12 protein-coding genes are annotated in these 15,137 nt (G+C 73.7%); 1 reads left to right on the top strand and 11 read right to left on the bottom strand.

Going from position 1 to position 15,137, the window contains the following annotated elements:
- Positions 1-5: 5 nt before the first annotated feature.
- The 9 genes from ACLBXO_RS02580 to ACLBXO_RS02540 all read right to left on the bottom strand — a co-directional run bounded on the left by ACLBXO_RS02580 (position 6) and on the right by ACLBXO_RS02540 (position 10,224).
- Positions 6-977, bottom strand: a complete 972-nt coding sequence (locus tag ACLBXO_RS02580) for a hypothetical protein (RefSeq protein WP_447684421.1) — start codon at positions 975-977, stop codon at positions 6-8.
- A gap of 44 nt (positions 978-1,021) precedes the next feature.
- Entirely contained in the window at positions 1,022-1,837 is an 816-nt protein-coding gene (locus tag ACLBXO_RS02575) for an OmpA family protein (RefSeq protein WP_447684420.1), read from the bottom strand.
- A 106-nt stretch (positions 1,838-1,943) separates the two neighbouring features.
- On the bottom strand, positions 1,944-2,930 hold the full coding sequence (locus tag ACLBXO_RS02570) for a trypsin-like serine peptidase (protein ID WP_447684419.1): 987 nt from the start codon (positions 2,928-2,930) through the stop codon (positions 1,944-1,946).
- Between the two features lie 80 nt (positions 2,931-3,010).
- Positions 3,011-4,135 carry a hypothetical protein gene (locus ACLBXO_RS02565; RefSeq protein ID WP_447684418.1) on the bottom strand — a complete coding sequence of 375 codons (1,125 nt, stop codon included), beginning with the start codon at positions 4,133-4,135 and terminating at the stop codon, positions 3,011-3,013.
- Between the two features lie 64 nt (positions 4,136-4,199).
- On the bottom strand, positions 4,200-4,712 hold the full coding sequence (locus ACLBXO_RS02560; protein ID WP_447684417.1) for a hypothetical protein: 513 nt from the start codon (positions 4,710-4,712) through the stop codon (positions 4,200-4,202).
- Positions 4,709-6,100, bottom strand: coding sequence for a hypothetical protein (locus ACLBXO_RS02555; RefSeq protein WP_447684416.1), 1,392 nt, complete (start codon positions 6,098-6,100; stop codon positions 4,709-4,711). The genes ACLBXO_RS02560 and ACLBXO_RS02555 overlap by 4 nt, the downstream gene beginning before the upstream one ends.
- Before the next feature lie 160 nt (positions 6,101-6,260).
- Entirely contained in the window at positions 6,261-7,595 is a 1,335-nt protein-coding gene (locus ACLBXO_RS02550; protein ID WP_447684415.1) for a hypothetical protein, read from the bottom strand.
- Positions 7,592-9,685: a caspase family protein gene (locus ACLBXO_RS02545; RefSeq protein WP_447684414.1), complete on the bottom strand. Its 2,094-nt coding sequence runs from the start codon at positions 9,683-9,685 to the stop codon at positions 7,592-7,594. Before ACLBXO_RS02545 ends, ACLBXO_RS02550 begins: the two co-directional genes overlap by 4 nt.
- Positions 9,686-9,966: 281 nt before the next feature.
- Positions 9,967-10,224 (bottom strand): hypothetical protein, encoded by a 258-nt coding sequence (locus tag ACLBXO_RS02540; RefSeq protein ID WP_447684413.1) that lies wholly within the window; start codon positions 10,222-10,224, stop codon positions 9,967-9,969.
- Positions 10,225-10,903: 679 nt separating this feature from the next.
- Between ACLBXO_RS02540 and ACLBXO_RS02535 the strand changes: the two genes are divergently transcribed.
- Positions 10,904-11,941, top strand: coding sequence for a hypothetical protein (locus ACLBXO_RS02535; protein WP_447684412.1), 1,038 nt, complete (start codon positions 10,904-10,906; stop codon positions 11,939-11,941).
- A gap of 216 nt (positions 11,942-12,157) precedes the next feature.
- Here the strand turns inward: ACLBXO_RS02535 and ACLBXO_RS02530 are convergent, their stop codons facing one another.
- Complete coding sequence (locus ACLBXO_RS02530; RefSeq protein ID WP_447684411.1) at positions 12,158-12,298, bottom strand: hypothetical protein; 141 nt, start codon at positions 12,296-12,298, stop codon at positions 12,158-12,160.
- A gap of 73 nt (positions 12,299-12,371) precedes the next feature.
- Positions 12,372-14,813 carry a PAS domain S-box protein gene (locus tag ACLBXO_RS02525; protein ID WP_331317694.1) on the bottom strand — a complete coding sequence of 814 codons (2,442 nt, stop codon included), beginning with the start codon at positions 14,811-14,813 and terminating at the stop codon, positions 12,372-12,374.
- Positions 14,814-15,137: the final 324 nt, after the last annotated feature.

Raw genomic sequence — 15,137 nt, 5'->3', positions numbered from 1 at the left:
TCCGGCTACCGCGTCGCCACGCGGCTGATGACGAAGGTGTTGCCCGAGAACTGGACCTGACCCGGCGCGCTCATGTGCTCCAGCATCAGCCGCAGGTTCCGGCCGAGCCGGGCGGAGTCAGAGCGGGTCTCGTACCAGTACTCGGTGCTGGCACCGCTCGCGCGCACCGGTCGGTGGTGCTCGTAGCAGCGGAAGGCCGCCATGTACTCCTCGGCCGCCTGGACCTCCTGGGCCGAGAAGCCGCTCAGACGGACGACGTAGGCACTGGGCAAACCCCCGCAGCCCTCGCCCCCGGGCACCGCCGCCACGGTTCCGCCGGCCGGCGCGGCGTCGGGTGGCGCGGCGCCGGCATCGGCACCGCGACGCGGCGCGATGACGCCGTCGAGCTTCGCGGTGAGCGCGGCCGCGAGATCGGCGGCCACGGTCTTCGCCTCGGCGCCGACCCGCTCGAGCAGGCACTCGCGGTCGCAGCCCTGCGGCAGGGGCGGCAGCTGGAGCCCGGCCACCTCGAACGACCCGAGCGACTGCCCGGTGCGGACGTTGAGCAGGCGGCCGGGGATGCGGATCTCCGGCCTGACGATGTCCGAGTAGGGGGATTTCGACGCCGACGCGTAGATCTGGAAGACCGCCACCACGTCGAGGGGCGGGGTCTGGACTGCCCGGGCGACCTCGATCAGCTCCGCATCCCGCCGGCGCACCCGGTTGGCCTGGGTGAAGCCCATCGCGACGGCGGTCTCGTCGTAGACGTTGTAGCCGCGCAGGTTCATCGTCTCGGACAGCTCGTGAATCACACGCTGGAAGATGCGGTTGCCCCGCGGCACCGCGTCCTCGTCGGCGTCCTCGCCCATCACGACGACGTTGGGTTTGCCCTGCGCCCGGGCCGGTGCCGCGTAGGCGGACCCGAGCGCCAGGACGGCGAGGCAGGCGGCGCGGAACGCCGTGTTGCGGACGAGGGGCATCGGGATCCTCCGGGACATGGCGGGTCTCCTGGGCGTCGGGGCGTCGGTGACGAGCGGGGGCTTCATTCGGCGCAGGGACGCGGCGTCGGAGCCCCACCGAAATCGTCGAGGTCGAGGTCGGCCCGCTGGCGCGGATCGACCAGATCGCCGCAGATGCGCTCCGCGACCGGCAGGACGAAGCGGAGGACGCCGCTGCGGGCCGGCGCGATCAGGCTGACCTCCACCCTGCGGTTCACCCGTGACAGGGGTGCGTCGGGATCCTTCGGCCGCGCGGGTCCCCAGCCGTGGACGCGCAGGCGCTCCGGAGCGATGCCGTAGGCCTCGACGAGGTGCGCCCTCACGGCGCGCGCCCGGGCCAGAGAGAGGCGGCGGTTATAGGCGCGGCCGCCGGCGGCGTCGGTGTGGCCGGCGATCAGGAAGGCGTGGCCCGTCAGGGGTTGGGCGCGCAGGGCCTCGCCGAGCGGTCCGAGCTGGATGCGGGCTTCCGGCGTCAGGCGGGCGCTGTCGTAGGCGAAGAACACGGTGAGATCGACCGACCGGGCGGGCACGACGTGCACAGCCGGGCCCCCGTCGTCGGGGGTGACTGCCAGCGGCCGGGCCGGCGGTCCCGGATTCCCGTCGACGAAGGGCGCGAGCGACCGGATGATCGCGGTGGCGCTCGGATTCGCGGTCCGCGCCTCCTCGGCCTCCGCCCGCTCCGCGGCCGGATCCCTCGGCGGAGCCGCCGCGTCCGGCTGTGCGGGGCGCGGACCCGGCACCCCGGTGAGCGGGTTCGCCCGGGCGGGCGCGACCAGCGCCAGGGCGAGCCCGACGGCGAGCAGCAGGCCGGAGCGGCGGAGGCGCACCCGCGCGGCACGTGGCAGATCGTGGGTCCGCATCGCTTCCCCTCTTCGTGTCCCGGGCCTCGCTTCGGCCCCTCTCACCCCGACATGGTCGACCCAGAGCGGTTTTCGTCGCCGGGCCGCGCGATTCGCGCGACGGCGCTCAGCGGCCCCGCAGGATGGCGTTCATCCCGGCCGGATCGAGGGGGCCGTCGGTCGCCGGCTTGGGCTGCGGTGCCGGGCCGGGCGCTGGCGGGACCGGCCCGGCGCCCGGATCCGCGGCGGCGACCGGGCGGCCCTGGGCCGCCGCGATCCGCGCCAGGGTCGGGCTCCGGCCGAGGATCGCCGTGAGCCGTGTCGCGCTGTTGAAGCTCGTCGGATCCTTCGGATCGAGGCCGCCCTCCTTGTGGAGCGCGATGCCGGCGACGGAGGCGTCGAACATCAGCGACCCGGACGAGCCGCCGAGGGTGTCGCAGCGGTGGCGCAGGTCCGGGCCCTCCGTCTGCTCCTTCACGGCGAAGCAGCGGAAGCGGCTCATCACCTTCGGACGTCCGAGGGGATGGTGGATGACCAGCATCGAGCGGTTGGCCGTCACCGGCTCGCCCGAGAGCCGCGCGGCGCCGTAGGTCGCGGTCGGATTACCCGCAACGCGGGCGAGGGCGAAGTCGAGGCGGGCGTCGAACTCGACGGGCTTCGGGTCGATCTCGAAGCGGCGGGAGCCTTTCCCGTCGAGAGTCAGGTAATCCATCAGGATCGACGCCTTGACGGGGCGGAGGTCGCCCGATTGCGGCAGGCAATGGTGGTTGGTCAGCACGTAGTCGCCGGGCAGCAGCGTCCCCGTGCAGGAGGCTCCGACCCGCTGCCCGGTGCGGCCGTTCTCGAGCACGATGTCGACGCGGCCGATCGGCCGGGCGAGGGCGGCGAGACCGTCCTTCGGATCGAGTTCGCTCACCGGCTCGAAGGCGCCCTTGTTCCGGTCGACATAGGCCGCCGCGTCGCCGGTCGTCTGACGCAGGGGCAGCTGCGCCCGGCCGTAATCGGCGGGATCGAAGCCGACGCTCTGCGCCCGCGCCGCGTCGCCGCGGGCGAGCACGATCAGCGCGCAGGCCGCTCCCAGCAGGCGGGGGCCTCTCCGGCGCATCGCGATCATCCTCTCCCTCCTCTCGGCCCGGCGCCCGGACCCGTGCGCGCGGGCGCGATCGACGGCATCCGGGACACGCGGGGCTCCCATCAGCGCGTCAAGGCGTGCACCAGACGGCGGGCCGACGCCGCGGACCCGGCCTCAGGAACGGCCTGGACCGCGTAGACGAGGTTCTGCCGCGCGCCCTCGCGCAGGAAATAGCCGAGCGCGCCGTCCGCCAGCCGGACCGCGGGGAGGGCGGCATCGCGCAGTTCGGGCCCGACCTGCACGCGCAGGCCCGGCTCCGCGCCGACGGCGATCCCGCACAGATCCGGCGTGAGGCGGCTCGCGGGCAGGTGATCGCCCGATCCCGCCGGCACCGGACGCCGCTCCGGCGGGTCGGCCCCGAAGGCCACGCGCCGGCAGGACGAGCCCGCCGGGGCGCGCAGCTCCGAGACGTGGATCGGCGGCACGGCCCGGGCTTCGGTCTCGGCCGGAGCGGCGGCAGGATCGGCCGGCGTGTCGAGGCGCGGCTCGCCCAGGCGGCCGGGCCGTGCGGCACCGAGAGCGAGCACACCGGCGAGACCGGCCACCGCGACGGCGCCGCCCGGCAGGGCCAGCCGACGCCACCGCCGCGTCGGCGCCATCGTCCCCGCAGGCCGCGGCGCCGCAAGCGCGGCCAGCGCCGCGGGCACGCTGGGCGACGGCAGGATCCGCACGTCCCGGCCCAGCCCGCGGAAGGCGGCCTCGGCCTCGGCGCGCTGCGGCCCCTCCGGCAGCAGGACGGCGAGCGCGGCGCCCGGTGCCTCGGCGATCAGAGGCGCGGAGCGGTCGATCTTGTCGAGCAGCGCGTAGTCGCCGGGCAGGACCGTGAGATCGAGATCGACGGCGCCGGTTGCCCAGAGAATCAGATCGGCCTCCGCCGGAGCCGCGGCGAAGGCGTGACCGCCCTCGGCGAGGCCGTGCGCCAAGCAGACAGGGACTTCCCAGGAGCGCCCGGCGTCGAAGGAGCCCGATAGCCGCAGCTCGTGGGGTTCCGGCGTCCGGCCCGTCCACCGGGCGAGCGGGCCGGCGGCGCCGCAGAGCCGGGCGTAATCGGCCGACCAGGGCAGCGGGCGATAGTCGCCATCGGCGAAGGCGGCCGGGGCCGGAAGACCGGGTCGCGGCCTGAGACCGCGCAGCGTGAGCGGTCCGCGGGTGGTGGGCACCACGACGAGAATGGTCGGACGCATCATGCGCGCACGGGCCCCGCTGCTCCGGACCGTTCCGAAGAGGCCGGCCGTCGTAGGCGATGGTCGGTCAAAGCAGGAACACCGCGCAGGCGGGATCCCGCAGCATCCGGCCCAGGAGGGCCGCCTCCGGCACGGCCGGGTCGAGGGCGAGCACCGCCGCGCCCGCGATCGCTGCACCGAGGTCGAGGCGGACCGTCTCGTCGCCGAGCCAGGCCTCGATCACCCGCGGCATCGGCTCGGCCTCGCCGCGCAGGACGAGGAGCGGCGGCGCGCCGTCCGCGGCCTCCAGAATCTCCAGCGCGTAGGCCCCGACCCGGCGCCGGAGGATCGCGCCGTCCGCGGCGGCCGCGGCGAGCGGCGCGTGGGCCACCGCCAGCGCGCCGAGCATCGTCCGGTACCGACGGGCCGTCGCCGGGTCGCCGCGGATCGCCCGCACGGTCGCGAGGTCGACCGATCCGTCGGGCGCCCGGGTCGCGTGGGCCCAGAGCCCGGCGTGGTCAGGCCTGGCAGTCGCCTTCGCGTCGCGCACGAGGGCGCGGGCCGCGTGGATCTCGGCGAGGAGGCGCGCCGCGTCGCTCACGCCGCGGCCTCCCCGGCATAGGCCGCCGCGAACGCGACCGCGAAGACGTCCCGATCCGCCGGGAACAGCGCGTCCAGCGGCCGGTGCCGGGCGAGGCCATCGAGCGACCGCTCCAGGTCGGCCGCCGCCTCGGCGAGGCGCAGCAGCGCCGGTTCGGCGGCCGCGAACCCGGCCGAGAGGCCGGTCCGATCGTCGAATCCGGCGCGGCGCACCCGGCGCAGGTCGGCCTCGGCGGCCTCCAGCGCTGCCCGCACCGTTTCGGGCAGCGCGTCGCGATCGGCGATCCGGAGGGCCGCCGCGATGCGCAGCATCCGGCCGAGATGGGCCGCGAGCGATCCCGCGCGCGTCCGGAGTTCGGTGTAGCTCTCGGCCTCCAGACAGGTCGCGCGCTCGGCGATGTCGGCGCCGCCGCCGCCGCGCCGGAGACGGTTGGCGATGCCCGACTGCACCCGGCCGAAGCTCACGGCCCGGAGCGTCGTCAGCGGGCGGGTGCGGTGGTAGGGCTCGAGGCGCAGGAAGTCGGCCAGATCCTCGCGCTCGGCGCCGGTGAGGATCTTGGGGGCCTCCGGCCAGTCAGCCACGAGAGAGGCCAGCGCCGCGGCGGGCTCGGCCGCCGCGAGATCGCCCAGGGCCGCGTCGAGCCTCTCGTCCCAGCCCTCGTGGGCATCGAGCGCGGCCGGCGCCGCGAGGGCCTCGAGTCCGTCGAGAAGGTGGCCGGCCGCCTCGAAGGTCACGAAATGCTCCGCGACCGTGCGGAAGCCCGGCCGCTCGCCCGTCGCCATCTCGGCGCGCCAGAAATCGAGGATGTCCTCGTCCGCGACGGGCCGGCGGCCGCCCAGGAAGATCAGCAGCGCCCGGAACCGCCGCTCCAGCGGTGCCAGCGGAAGGTGGGCGTTCCGGTAGGCGGCGAGGTGGCGGGCCAGGCGCTTGGCCAGGATGGCCGCGCTCTCCGGATCGGGCGCGGCGACGAGGTCGTCGAGCCAGCCCGCGACGGTGGCGAACTGCGCGAGATCCTCGGCGGTGAGCACGAATTCGGCCAGCGCGAGGAGCCGGGCCAGCCTGGCCCACCCGGTGGACCAGACGGCGCCGAGCACGGGGCCGCGGTCGTCGACGGCCGGGCCACTGTCGAAGCGCGCCGCGAGGGCGGCCGGATGCGCGAGGCCCGGATCGAGCGCGAGGGTGATCAGATCGCGCCCGTCGCGGGCACCGGCCGCCTCGGACAGGGCCGCGAGGGCGTGGGCCAGGTCCCACAGGGGCTTGTCGCGGTTCGGGCGCACGGCGCCCGTGACCACGCGGGCGAGCCAGGCACGGTCGGCGCGGGAGAGATCGCGGCCGTCGCCGACATTGGCGAGATCGGCCGCGCAGCGCTCATCGTATCCGCCCGTCATGCGCCTCCCAGTCGCGGGCCGCGACGCAACCCATTGTGATCGTTCGATTCGCCTTATGGTTACCTCGCGACCGGCCATCCGTCGACCTCCGGCGGCCATCCGGGCGCCACCCGGCTGACCTGGGCGACCCAGACGCCGTTCCGTTCGATCGCGCTCCGCCTCAGCGGACCACGATGCGCGCGGTGGCCTCGGTGACCCCGGGGGTCGCCCGGATCCGGTCGAGGAGATCAAGGACGTCCGGGGGCTGCAGGAGGTGCGCCTCGCGGTCCGCGCCCGGCGCCGCCGCCAGCCACCGCGCGGCGAGATCCGGCGGCAGGCCGCCCGGCACGCCGAAGCAGGCGAACAGATTCTCGAAGGGCTCTCCCGCCACGATCTCGTCGAGGCCGTAGCCCCGCGGATAGCGTCGCGAGTCGCCCGCTCCGAGGGCGCGTTGCGAGGCGGCGTTGTCGCGCACCGGCAGGGCGACGAATGCGGTCTCATCGGCCGCGACCACCCAGCAGTACAGGTTCTGCGCGACGCGGGACTCGATGCGTAGCTCCACGCGCTGGCCGGCCGCGAACGGCGTGGCGGCGGCCGCCACCGAGAGGCGGCCGGCATCCGTGCGCGCCGTGGCGGCGAGGTGGTCGAGGAAGGGGCGGGGGACGGGATCGCAGCCCAGCCCCTCGGTGGCGATGCGGCGGCGCCCCGTCGGCGCCAGCACAGCGCCGTCGCGCTGAAATTCGAGCTCCATCCAGGATTGCCGGTCGCGGTCGGTGCGGAAGCGACCGCGGGCGGTGACGGCTCCGGCACAGGCGGTGCCGGCCGGCCGGCGGCGCACGTCGAGGCGCGCGCCGCGGAGCACACGGTTGGCCGAACGGGCCTCGGCGTCGAGGGCGATGACGAGGCGGTCGGTGAGGGCGCCGGCGCAGGTCGAGTGGCCGCCTTGCGCCACGAACGGGCAGACCTCGACGCTCGCGGCGTTCGGAGCCGCCTGCGCGAAAGACTTCACCGCGCTGTCCATGACGGCGTCGACGTCGGCGACGCCGGCTCCGACATGGATCGGCACAACCAGAGGTTCGCTCGTCGCCTTGCAGGCGGCGCTCTGCGTCACGGCCTGGAGCCGGACGGAGGCGGTCTCGCCGGCCCGACGGGGCTCGACCAGGAACACGGCGGCGTCCCCGGCGTAGGCGGACCGGATCTGCGCCTCGGCCTCGGCGCCCGAGAGGCCCGTCGTGCCCTCGCGCAGGGCCTTGATCCGCACCACGTCGGCTGCCGCCGCGAGCCTGACCCGGCCGGTTGCCTGAAGCCGGGTCTCGACGGCGAGGCGGACCTCCTCGGACTGCTCGCGCGACAGGGCCGTCTGGCCGGGCTCGACGCCGACCACCGCGAGCGTCAGGTCCGGCCGGCCGGCACAGGCCGTCACGGCGTCGAGGAACGGTGTCAGCGCCTGCGCGGCGGGATCGGCGCGCGGCGCCGTCGGGGCGAGCAGCAGCGCGGCGAGGAGAAGGCGCCTCATTCGGTCTCGTTGGCCCGGGCGTACTGGTCGAGGGCCCGGACGAAGACGGGGTTGAAGCGGCCATCGAGGGCGCCGGAATAGTAATCCGCGTCCTTGATCGCGCGCTGCACCGAGCGGATCGTCTCGGGCTTCAGCTTCTGGGCGGCGGTGTCGGTGGCCGAGACCGAGGCGGCGCCGAGTTCCCCGCGCTTGAGGGCACGCATGACCATGTCGCTGGAGCGCACGCCCGGGAAGTACCGCGCGAAGCCGTTGTCGATCAGCGTCGCCATCGTGGCCATGGCCACCGGGTCGCCGCGATCCGCCGCCTGCCGGAAGACGTCGAAGCCCTGGCGGAGGTCCTTCGGGAAACCGTACGCGCCCGTCGCGTAGTGCGGCACGAGCTTGCTGATCGACGCGACGTCGCCTCCGGCCACGGCGCGGCGGTACAGGGCGACCGCCTGCGCCTCGTCCTTCGGGATGCCGTTGCCGTATTCGAGCATCCGGGCTGCGTTGGCGAGCGCCACCACGTTCCCGCCTTCGCCCGCCTGCCGGTAGAGGCGGAACGCCTCGGCCTGCTGGCGCTTCACGCCCTGGCCGTTCTCGTACAGGGCGGCGAGGTTGTTCAGCGCCGAGATGCTGCCGGCCTTGCCGGCGCGCTCGTAGGCCGCGAAGGCCTCCTTGTAGCGGTCGGCCCGGTCGTAGGCGCGGCCGAGCTGGTAGGAGAGGCGGCGGAGGTCCGGATAGGCGGCCGCGGCCCCGCGGCAGGCGTCGATCGCGGCCGCCGGCTCGATCCGGCCGAGCTTCACGCCCGCGACCCCGATCGGACGGTCGGGATCGTCCGCGCCCGCGGCGAGTTCGTCGCAGCGCTTGACGCGCGGATCGGCGCCCGGATTCTTGCCGCCGAGATAGCCTTCCGCGAGGCTGCGATAGGCGCAGACCTCACCGCAGGTATCGAGGTAGGCCTGATACTGCCGCTGGGTGCCGAACTTGGCCCAGTTCTCCTGGTCGATCGCCGCCGCGTCCCGGCGACGTCCGGACAGGAGCCTGTCCATGGCCTGCGGCCGGTACAGGCAGGTCTCGCCGCAGGTGCCGATATAGGCCTCGAAGGCCTCCCGGGTGCCGAGCGCTTCGGCCCGCCGCCAAGCCCCCTCGTCCCGGATGGCCGCGACGCCCTTCGAGACGGCCGCTACCGGCAGCGAGGCCTTGAGGACGATCGGGGCCTCGTCGATCTCGGGCACCTGCTCGCGGCCCGTCGCGCGGCGGGCGGCGTCCTCCACCTCGCGGCGGAGGTAGCGCTTCAGCTCCGTCCACTGCACGAGCCCGTCGCCGTCGCCGTACTGGTCCCGGGCGTCGGCGAGGCCCGACACGCCCATCAGGAACCGGCTGGTCAGCAGGCCGAGCTTGTTCGCCTCGTCCCAGTTGGCCGGTGTCGCGCCCGATGTCGCGACCAGCCGGACGATGCCGCCCTCCGTCTTCGGCCGGGCGGGGGCGAAGCCGGGTGCGGACACCGCCAGCAGGCTCTCGCCCTTGCGGCCGGTCTCGCCGGTGAAGCAGGCATCGACCATCACGACGAGCTGGTGGTCGGCGCCGATCTTGCGCTTCACGAGCTCGAGGTTGCGGTACAGGGTCTCCAGCGCGTACCCGCTCTCGCCCTGGTTCGGGTTGCCGTCCTCGGGCAGAAGGAACGGCTGCCTTGTGGCGAGATCCGGGACCCCGTGGCCGGAATAGTAGACGAAGACGTTCGAGCGGCCCTCGCGCACGCTGCGCCAGAGGCGGCCGGATTGCGGATTCCGCTCGGTGCCGAAGACTTGGTTGAACTCGTTGAGCGTCGCGTCCTTCAGCAGGAAGACGTTGCCGTCGCGGTAGCCGAGGCGCTCGATCAGGTAGGCGCGGATCGCCTCGGCGTCGTTGTGAGCGTAGTCGACCGGCACCGTCTGCTTGTAACTGCGGTTGCCGATCACCACCGCGACCGCGTCGGCATTGTCGGCGAAGGAGGCCGGATCGGGGTTCGCTCGTGCCGGCACGACAGGGGCGAGGCAGGTCATCCCGAGCAGGATGAGCGCGGTGCGGGCGGCCCGCCGCAGCGCGGATCCCGGGTTGGCTCTCGACAAGCGCGTCCTCCTGTCCGGGTCGCGGCCCGGTCTCGTCGTCCTCGAAGCGGGGCGCGCCCGGTCGACACGCGCGACAGGGTTATCCGCTGGGAGACCGGGAAACAATCTCACGTGGCGAGAGCGTCCGGCGCCGTCAGTCCTCATCGCGCCGCGCGGATGACAGCCGGGCACAGGTGATGCTGCGAGCGGGGATGAAGCTCAGCCCCAGCCGAGATACGCGACGATCAGGCTGAGGGCGACCAAGTGGAGCGGCGAGAGCGCGGTCAGCATGCTGTCGCTCCTCACGGCAGGTAGAGACCGCGGCCGCAGCGGCGCGCGCGCCGCGCCTCGAAGTAGCCGGTGTAGCGATTGTAGACCTCGACCGTGCGGTAGACGCAGTAGCGGCCGGAATTGCGGCCGTTGTAGTAGACGCCGCCATTGTCGAGATCGACGCCGAGGAATTCCTGGTTTCCGCGCTGCGGCGGCTCCTCCTGGGCGAGGGCGGGGGCCGCGGCGCAGAGAAGGCTGGCGGCGAGCACGCGGATCGTCGTCTTGGTCACGTCGGTTCTCCCTGGTCGGGCGGCGCATCGTCCGCCTCGACGGGGGCATGGGCCGACGAGACGCGGTTTCGTGCGGCTCGCGCGGTCGACCGCGGAGATTTTCTCGCGACCGGCGCGCCGGAACCGGGATCGGTCACTCGGCGCGGGTCCGGAGCCGGTGACATCCGCCCGTGCCGGAACGGCCAGCGCGGAGGAATCCGGAGCTCCATCCGCGTCGGGATACGCGCCGGCTGACTGAACCGGTAGCACTCTGTCTGACGTCCGGTTGACCCGGGATCCATTCGCGATCGATAGATCGTGGATCGATGTTCGAGTCTCTGCTCGAAGACCGGCGGTTCCTGTCGGCATCGTCGCTCTCGTCAGGCGCCATGATCATCGAAACCATGATCGCGGCGGCGCTGCCGGGCACCGCCGCGGCCGGGGTGCGGGCCGATGGCGGGCATCCGGCGGCGGCTGACCGGCCTCGATTTTCTGCGCCTGCGCGACGCTGCGCGCGCTGTCGACCGTGTCTCTGTGCCGACGCGGTTCGCGCGCGGTGTCGCCGCGGAAGCCAGATCTCCCCGGAGCCGATATGCGCCACGCGTTCCAGGATCCTCCGCGGTCGACCCGCCCATCCGTCCGCTTGCGGAGACTGTGCCGTCTAACGGCTTCCGCTCTCCTCCGCGTCGGGATCGCGGCAATGGGGATGCTCGTCCCGGCCCTGTCGGCGCGAGCGCTCGATGGGCCGAGCTACGCGGACGACCGACGCGGCATCTTCCTGGCCTTCCTCAATGCCCCGCAGCCGGGTGATGCCCTCACGAGATCGCCGCGCCTCGGACTGTCGTTCGGTGACGCGGCGCGTCCGGTGCTCGTGGATACCGGCTCCACCGGGATCGTGGTTTCGGCGAGCCGGATCCCGGGCAACGCGAGCCTGCCCGGCGAGCCCGGTCGCCTGACCTACTCGAGTTCCGGCCGGATCATGGTCGGACGCTGGGTGCGCGTGCCGGTGACCGTCGTCGGCCGCGACGGCGCGAGCGTAATCACGCAACCGATCCGTGTTCTCGCCGTGGACCGGATCGACTGCACCGCGCGCGCCCGCCGCTGCACGCCCCAGGAGGCGCCGGCCCACGTGGCCATGATGGGGATCGGGTTCGGCCGCGAGGACGATAGCCAGACCCAGAGCACGCCCGACACCAATCCGCTGCTCAACGCCGACCCGCCCGGATCCGGTGCCGTGCACCGCGGCTACGTGCTGACCCGGCAGGGCGTGCATGTCGGCCTGACGCGCGCCAACACCCGCGGCCGGTACCGCTTCGTGAAGCTCGATCCGCATCCGCGCGTGCCGGGAGACTGGCTCGGCGTTCCCGCCTGCATCACCGTCGACGGCCGTGAGCCCGCCGCCTGCGGCCGGGCGCTCCTCGACACCGGCGTCACCGGCATGTTCCTCACGCTGCCGCCCGCGCAGGTCGCCGACAGCCTCCGGGCCGGCGCGGGCGATCACGCCGCCCTCCGCCCCGGAACACGCCTGAGCTTCCGGTTCGGCGACGCGGCCGGCTACGCGATCACGGTCGGCGACCGCGCCGCGCCGCTCGCGCCCGAGCGCATCATCCTCAACACGACGCGCCCGCAGCCCTTCGTCAATACCGGCCTGCGCGTCCTGAACGGCTACGACGTCCTCTACGACGCCGACCGCGGCTATCTCGGCTTCCGGGACCTCGCGGCGCCGGACGAGCCATGATCGGCCGCTCGCTTGCCCACTCGTCCGCTCATGCTGCGCCACGCCCCCATCGCTGCCCCGGCGCCTCGTCCCGACCGCGGGGCTCGCGGCGGTGATCGATCGCGGCGCGTCCGCGAACCAGATGGACGCCACCAAGAGCCGCCGACCTCCTGAGCCGCGACCCGCCGCATCGAGGGGCGGTGCGGCCCGCGGAACTGCGGCGTCGCGCGCCCGGTCTCACCGCGCTTCGATGGGGCCGGGCGGGCGCGGCGCGGGCGGCTCGGCCGGCGGGTCGCCGTCGGGCGGTGCGGGCTCCGGCAGCGGATCGTCGATGGGGGGCAGCGGGTCGTCGCCGGGACGCGGCGTGTCCGATGACATGGCGTGGTGTCCTGTCCGATCCTGCGGGCGTTCGCCGACGTAACGCGCGTCGGCCCGGTCGGATGCAGTCGCGTCAGCCGAAGGTCAGCGCCGACCGTTCCCGCAACGCCTTGCGCAGGGCCCGGCTGAGGTCGGCCACCGAGTAGGGTTTGTGCAGGAGCTCGAAGCCGTGCGTGCCTTCCGAAGCCAGCACGTGACTGTAGCCGGAGGTCAGTACCACGGGCAGATAGGGGCGGCGGCGCCTGATCTCGCGCGCCAGATCGACGCCGTTCATGCCGGGCATCACCACGTCGGAGAAGACGACCTCGATCGCGTGGCTGTTCGCCTCGATCGTGGCGAGCGCCGCGCGCGCGTCCTTCACCCAGACAGCGTCGTAGCCGAGCTCCACGAGGGCTTGCCGGGCGAAGGCGCCGACCTCCTCGTTGTCCTCGACCACGAGGACCGGCGTGCCGTGGCCCTCGGCCAGCGGCTCCGGCTCGTCCGGTGCGCCGCTCGGAACCTCCGCCTCCGGCGCCCGCGGCAGGAAGAGGGTGAAGGTGGTCCCGACGCCGACGGCGCTGTCGACCGCGACGTCGCCGCCCGACTGCTTGGCGAAGCCGAACACTTGGCTGAGACCGAGCCCGGTCCCGTGTCCGACACCCTTCGTCGTGAAGAAGGGCTCGAAGATGCGTTCGAGCAGGTCCGCCTCGATGCCCGACCCGGTGTCGGAGACTGAGACGGCCACGAAATCCCCCGGCACGGCCGGGTGCGCCCGCAGCGCCGGGATGCGGTCCGCGCGCCGCACCTTGATCAGCATGCGCCCCTCGCCCTGCATGGCGTCGCGGGCGTTCACCACGAGGTTCACCAGGGCCGTGTCGAACTGACTCGGATCGGCATCGACGTGGCAGCGCAGCGTCCGTCCGCCCGCATCCGTGCCGGTATCCGTATCGGTCGCGACGTGGATGCGCGCGCCGGTCAGCGTGCCGACCATGTCGGCGATGGCGGCCACCGACTGGACCACGTCGAAGATCGCCGGCCGGAGCGCCTGCCGGCGCGCGAATGCCAGCAACTGGCTGGTCAGCTTGGCGGCCCGGTCGACGGTGTCGGAGATGGCGTCGACGTAGCGGCCCCGTCGGTCCTCGCTCAGGCCCGGTCGCTTCAGCAGGTCGGTCGACGATTTGATGACGGTCAGCAGGTTGTTGAAGTCATGGGCCACGCCGCCGGTCAGCTGACCGACCGCCTCCATCTTCTGCGACTGGCGCAGCTGCTCCTCGAGGGTCCGGCGCTCCGTGACGTCGCGCCCGGTCGCGTGGAACCGGTCCCCGCGCGCGATGGCGTTCCAGGAGATCCAGCGGTACGCGCCGTCGGCGCTCCTGAACCGGATATCGAGGTCGGACAGCGTGTGGCCTGTCCGCAGCGTCTCGAACGCGCCGGCCGCCGTCTCGCCGTCATCCGGATGGATCAAGGTGTCGATCCGGATGCCGACCAGGCTGCCGGCCGGCCAGCCGAGCAGCTCCGTCCACGCCGGGTTGACCGCCTGGCAGGTCCCGTCGAGGGCGCAGACGACGAGGAGATCGCGGCTCGTCCGCCACACGAGGTCGTGCTCGATCCGCCGGTCGCGATTGCCGGCCTCCCGCCGCGCCTCGTCGGCCTGCCTGGCCGCCGGATCCTCGACGAGGATCGCGACGCGGTTCTGCGGCCCGGTGCCGATCCGGATCGCGTGGATCTCGCGGACGGGTCCGGTCCGCGACAGCGCGCCCCTGAACCGGGCGGGGCGCCCGGATCGCGCCACGCCGTCGATGATAGCGAGCCAGTGCCCGGCGCGGTCCGGCGCGGCCTCGCTCAGCCATCGCCCCTGTGCGGCGGTGAGGCCCGACTGGTTCTCGAAGGCGGCGTTGACCTCGACGACGCGGTAATCGCCGATCCGGTCTTCGGCGTCGGAGCGCGGCTCGACGATGCAGAAACCGACTGCGTCGTCCGCCGGCGGAGTGCGGGAGGAGGCGGCCTCGTCGATGGTCGGCGCCTCGCGCTGCCGGAAGCGCGTGAGGTCGAGCTGGCTGCCGAAGAAGAACAGCAACTCGCCGTGGGGACCGAAGACGGGGCTGATGTAGAGCTCGTTGACGAAGGTGCTGCCGTCGCGCCGGTAGTTCAGCAGCTCCACCACGACGTCGCGCCGCGCGGCGATGGCGGCGCGGATGCGGGCGATGTCGGCCGGGTCGGTCGCCGGCCCCTGGAGGAAGCGGCAGTTGCGCCCGATCAGCTCCTCCGCCGCGTAGCCGGAGAGTTGCAGGAAGGCGCGGTTGGCGAAGACGATCGGGTTGTCGGGCAGGTTCGGATCGGTGACGATCATCGCCATCCGGGTCTTGTCGGCGGCGGTGAACAGCAGGTCGGAGCGGGCGGTGCCGACACCGGCCAGCGTCGTGGTCGGGGCGGCGAGCGGAGGCTGCGACGCGCGCAGGCGCGCGTTCTCTTCCACCAGCGCGCGCTCGCGCCGACGAAGCCGCTCGACCTCCCCCCGAAGATCTTCGATGCTCATGGCCCGCTCTTATCCGGAGCCGCCGCCGCGTCCAACGGTGACCGGCACACGGATGCGGGACGGACCTGTGACTTCTGGTCCCGGCCGGGGCGCCACTCGTCGCCCGGCCAATCGGAAGCCTCGATGACCCGCAGGGCCGCGGCGGGTATTTAGAGCAGGGTCAGGAAGGGTCGGATCGTGGGCCCCGCGAACGCGGACGGCCGGAGCGTCGCCCCGGCCGCCGCGTCGATCTCGGGGCCGAGACTCAGCGCAGGAGCTGGAGGACGCCCTGCTGGGCGGAGTTGGCCAGCGACAGGGCCGAGATGCCCATCGACTGGCGGGTCG

The organism is Methylobacterium sp. C33D (assembly GCF_053345825.1).
The sequence above is the reverse complement of the archived record's forward strand: the minus strand, read 5'-3'. Positions and strand labels throughout refer to the sequence as shown.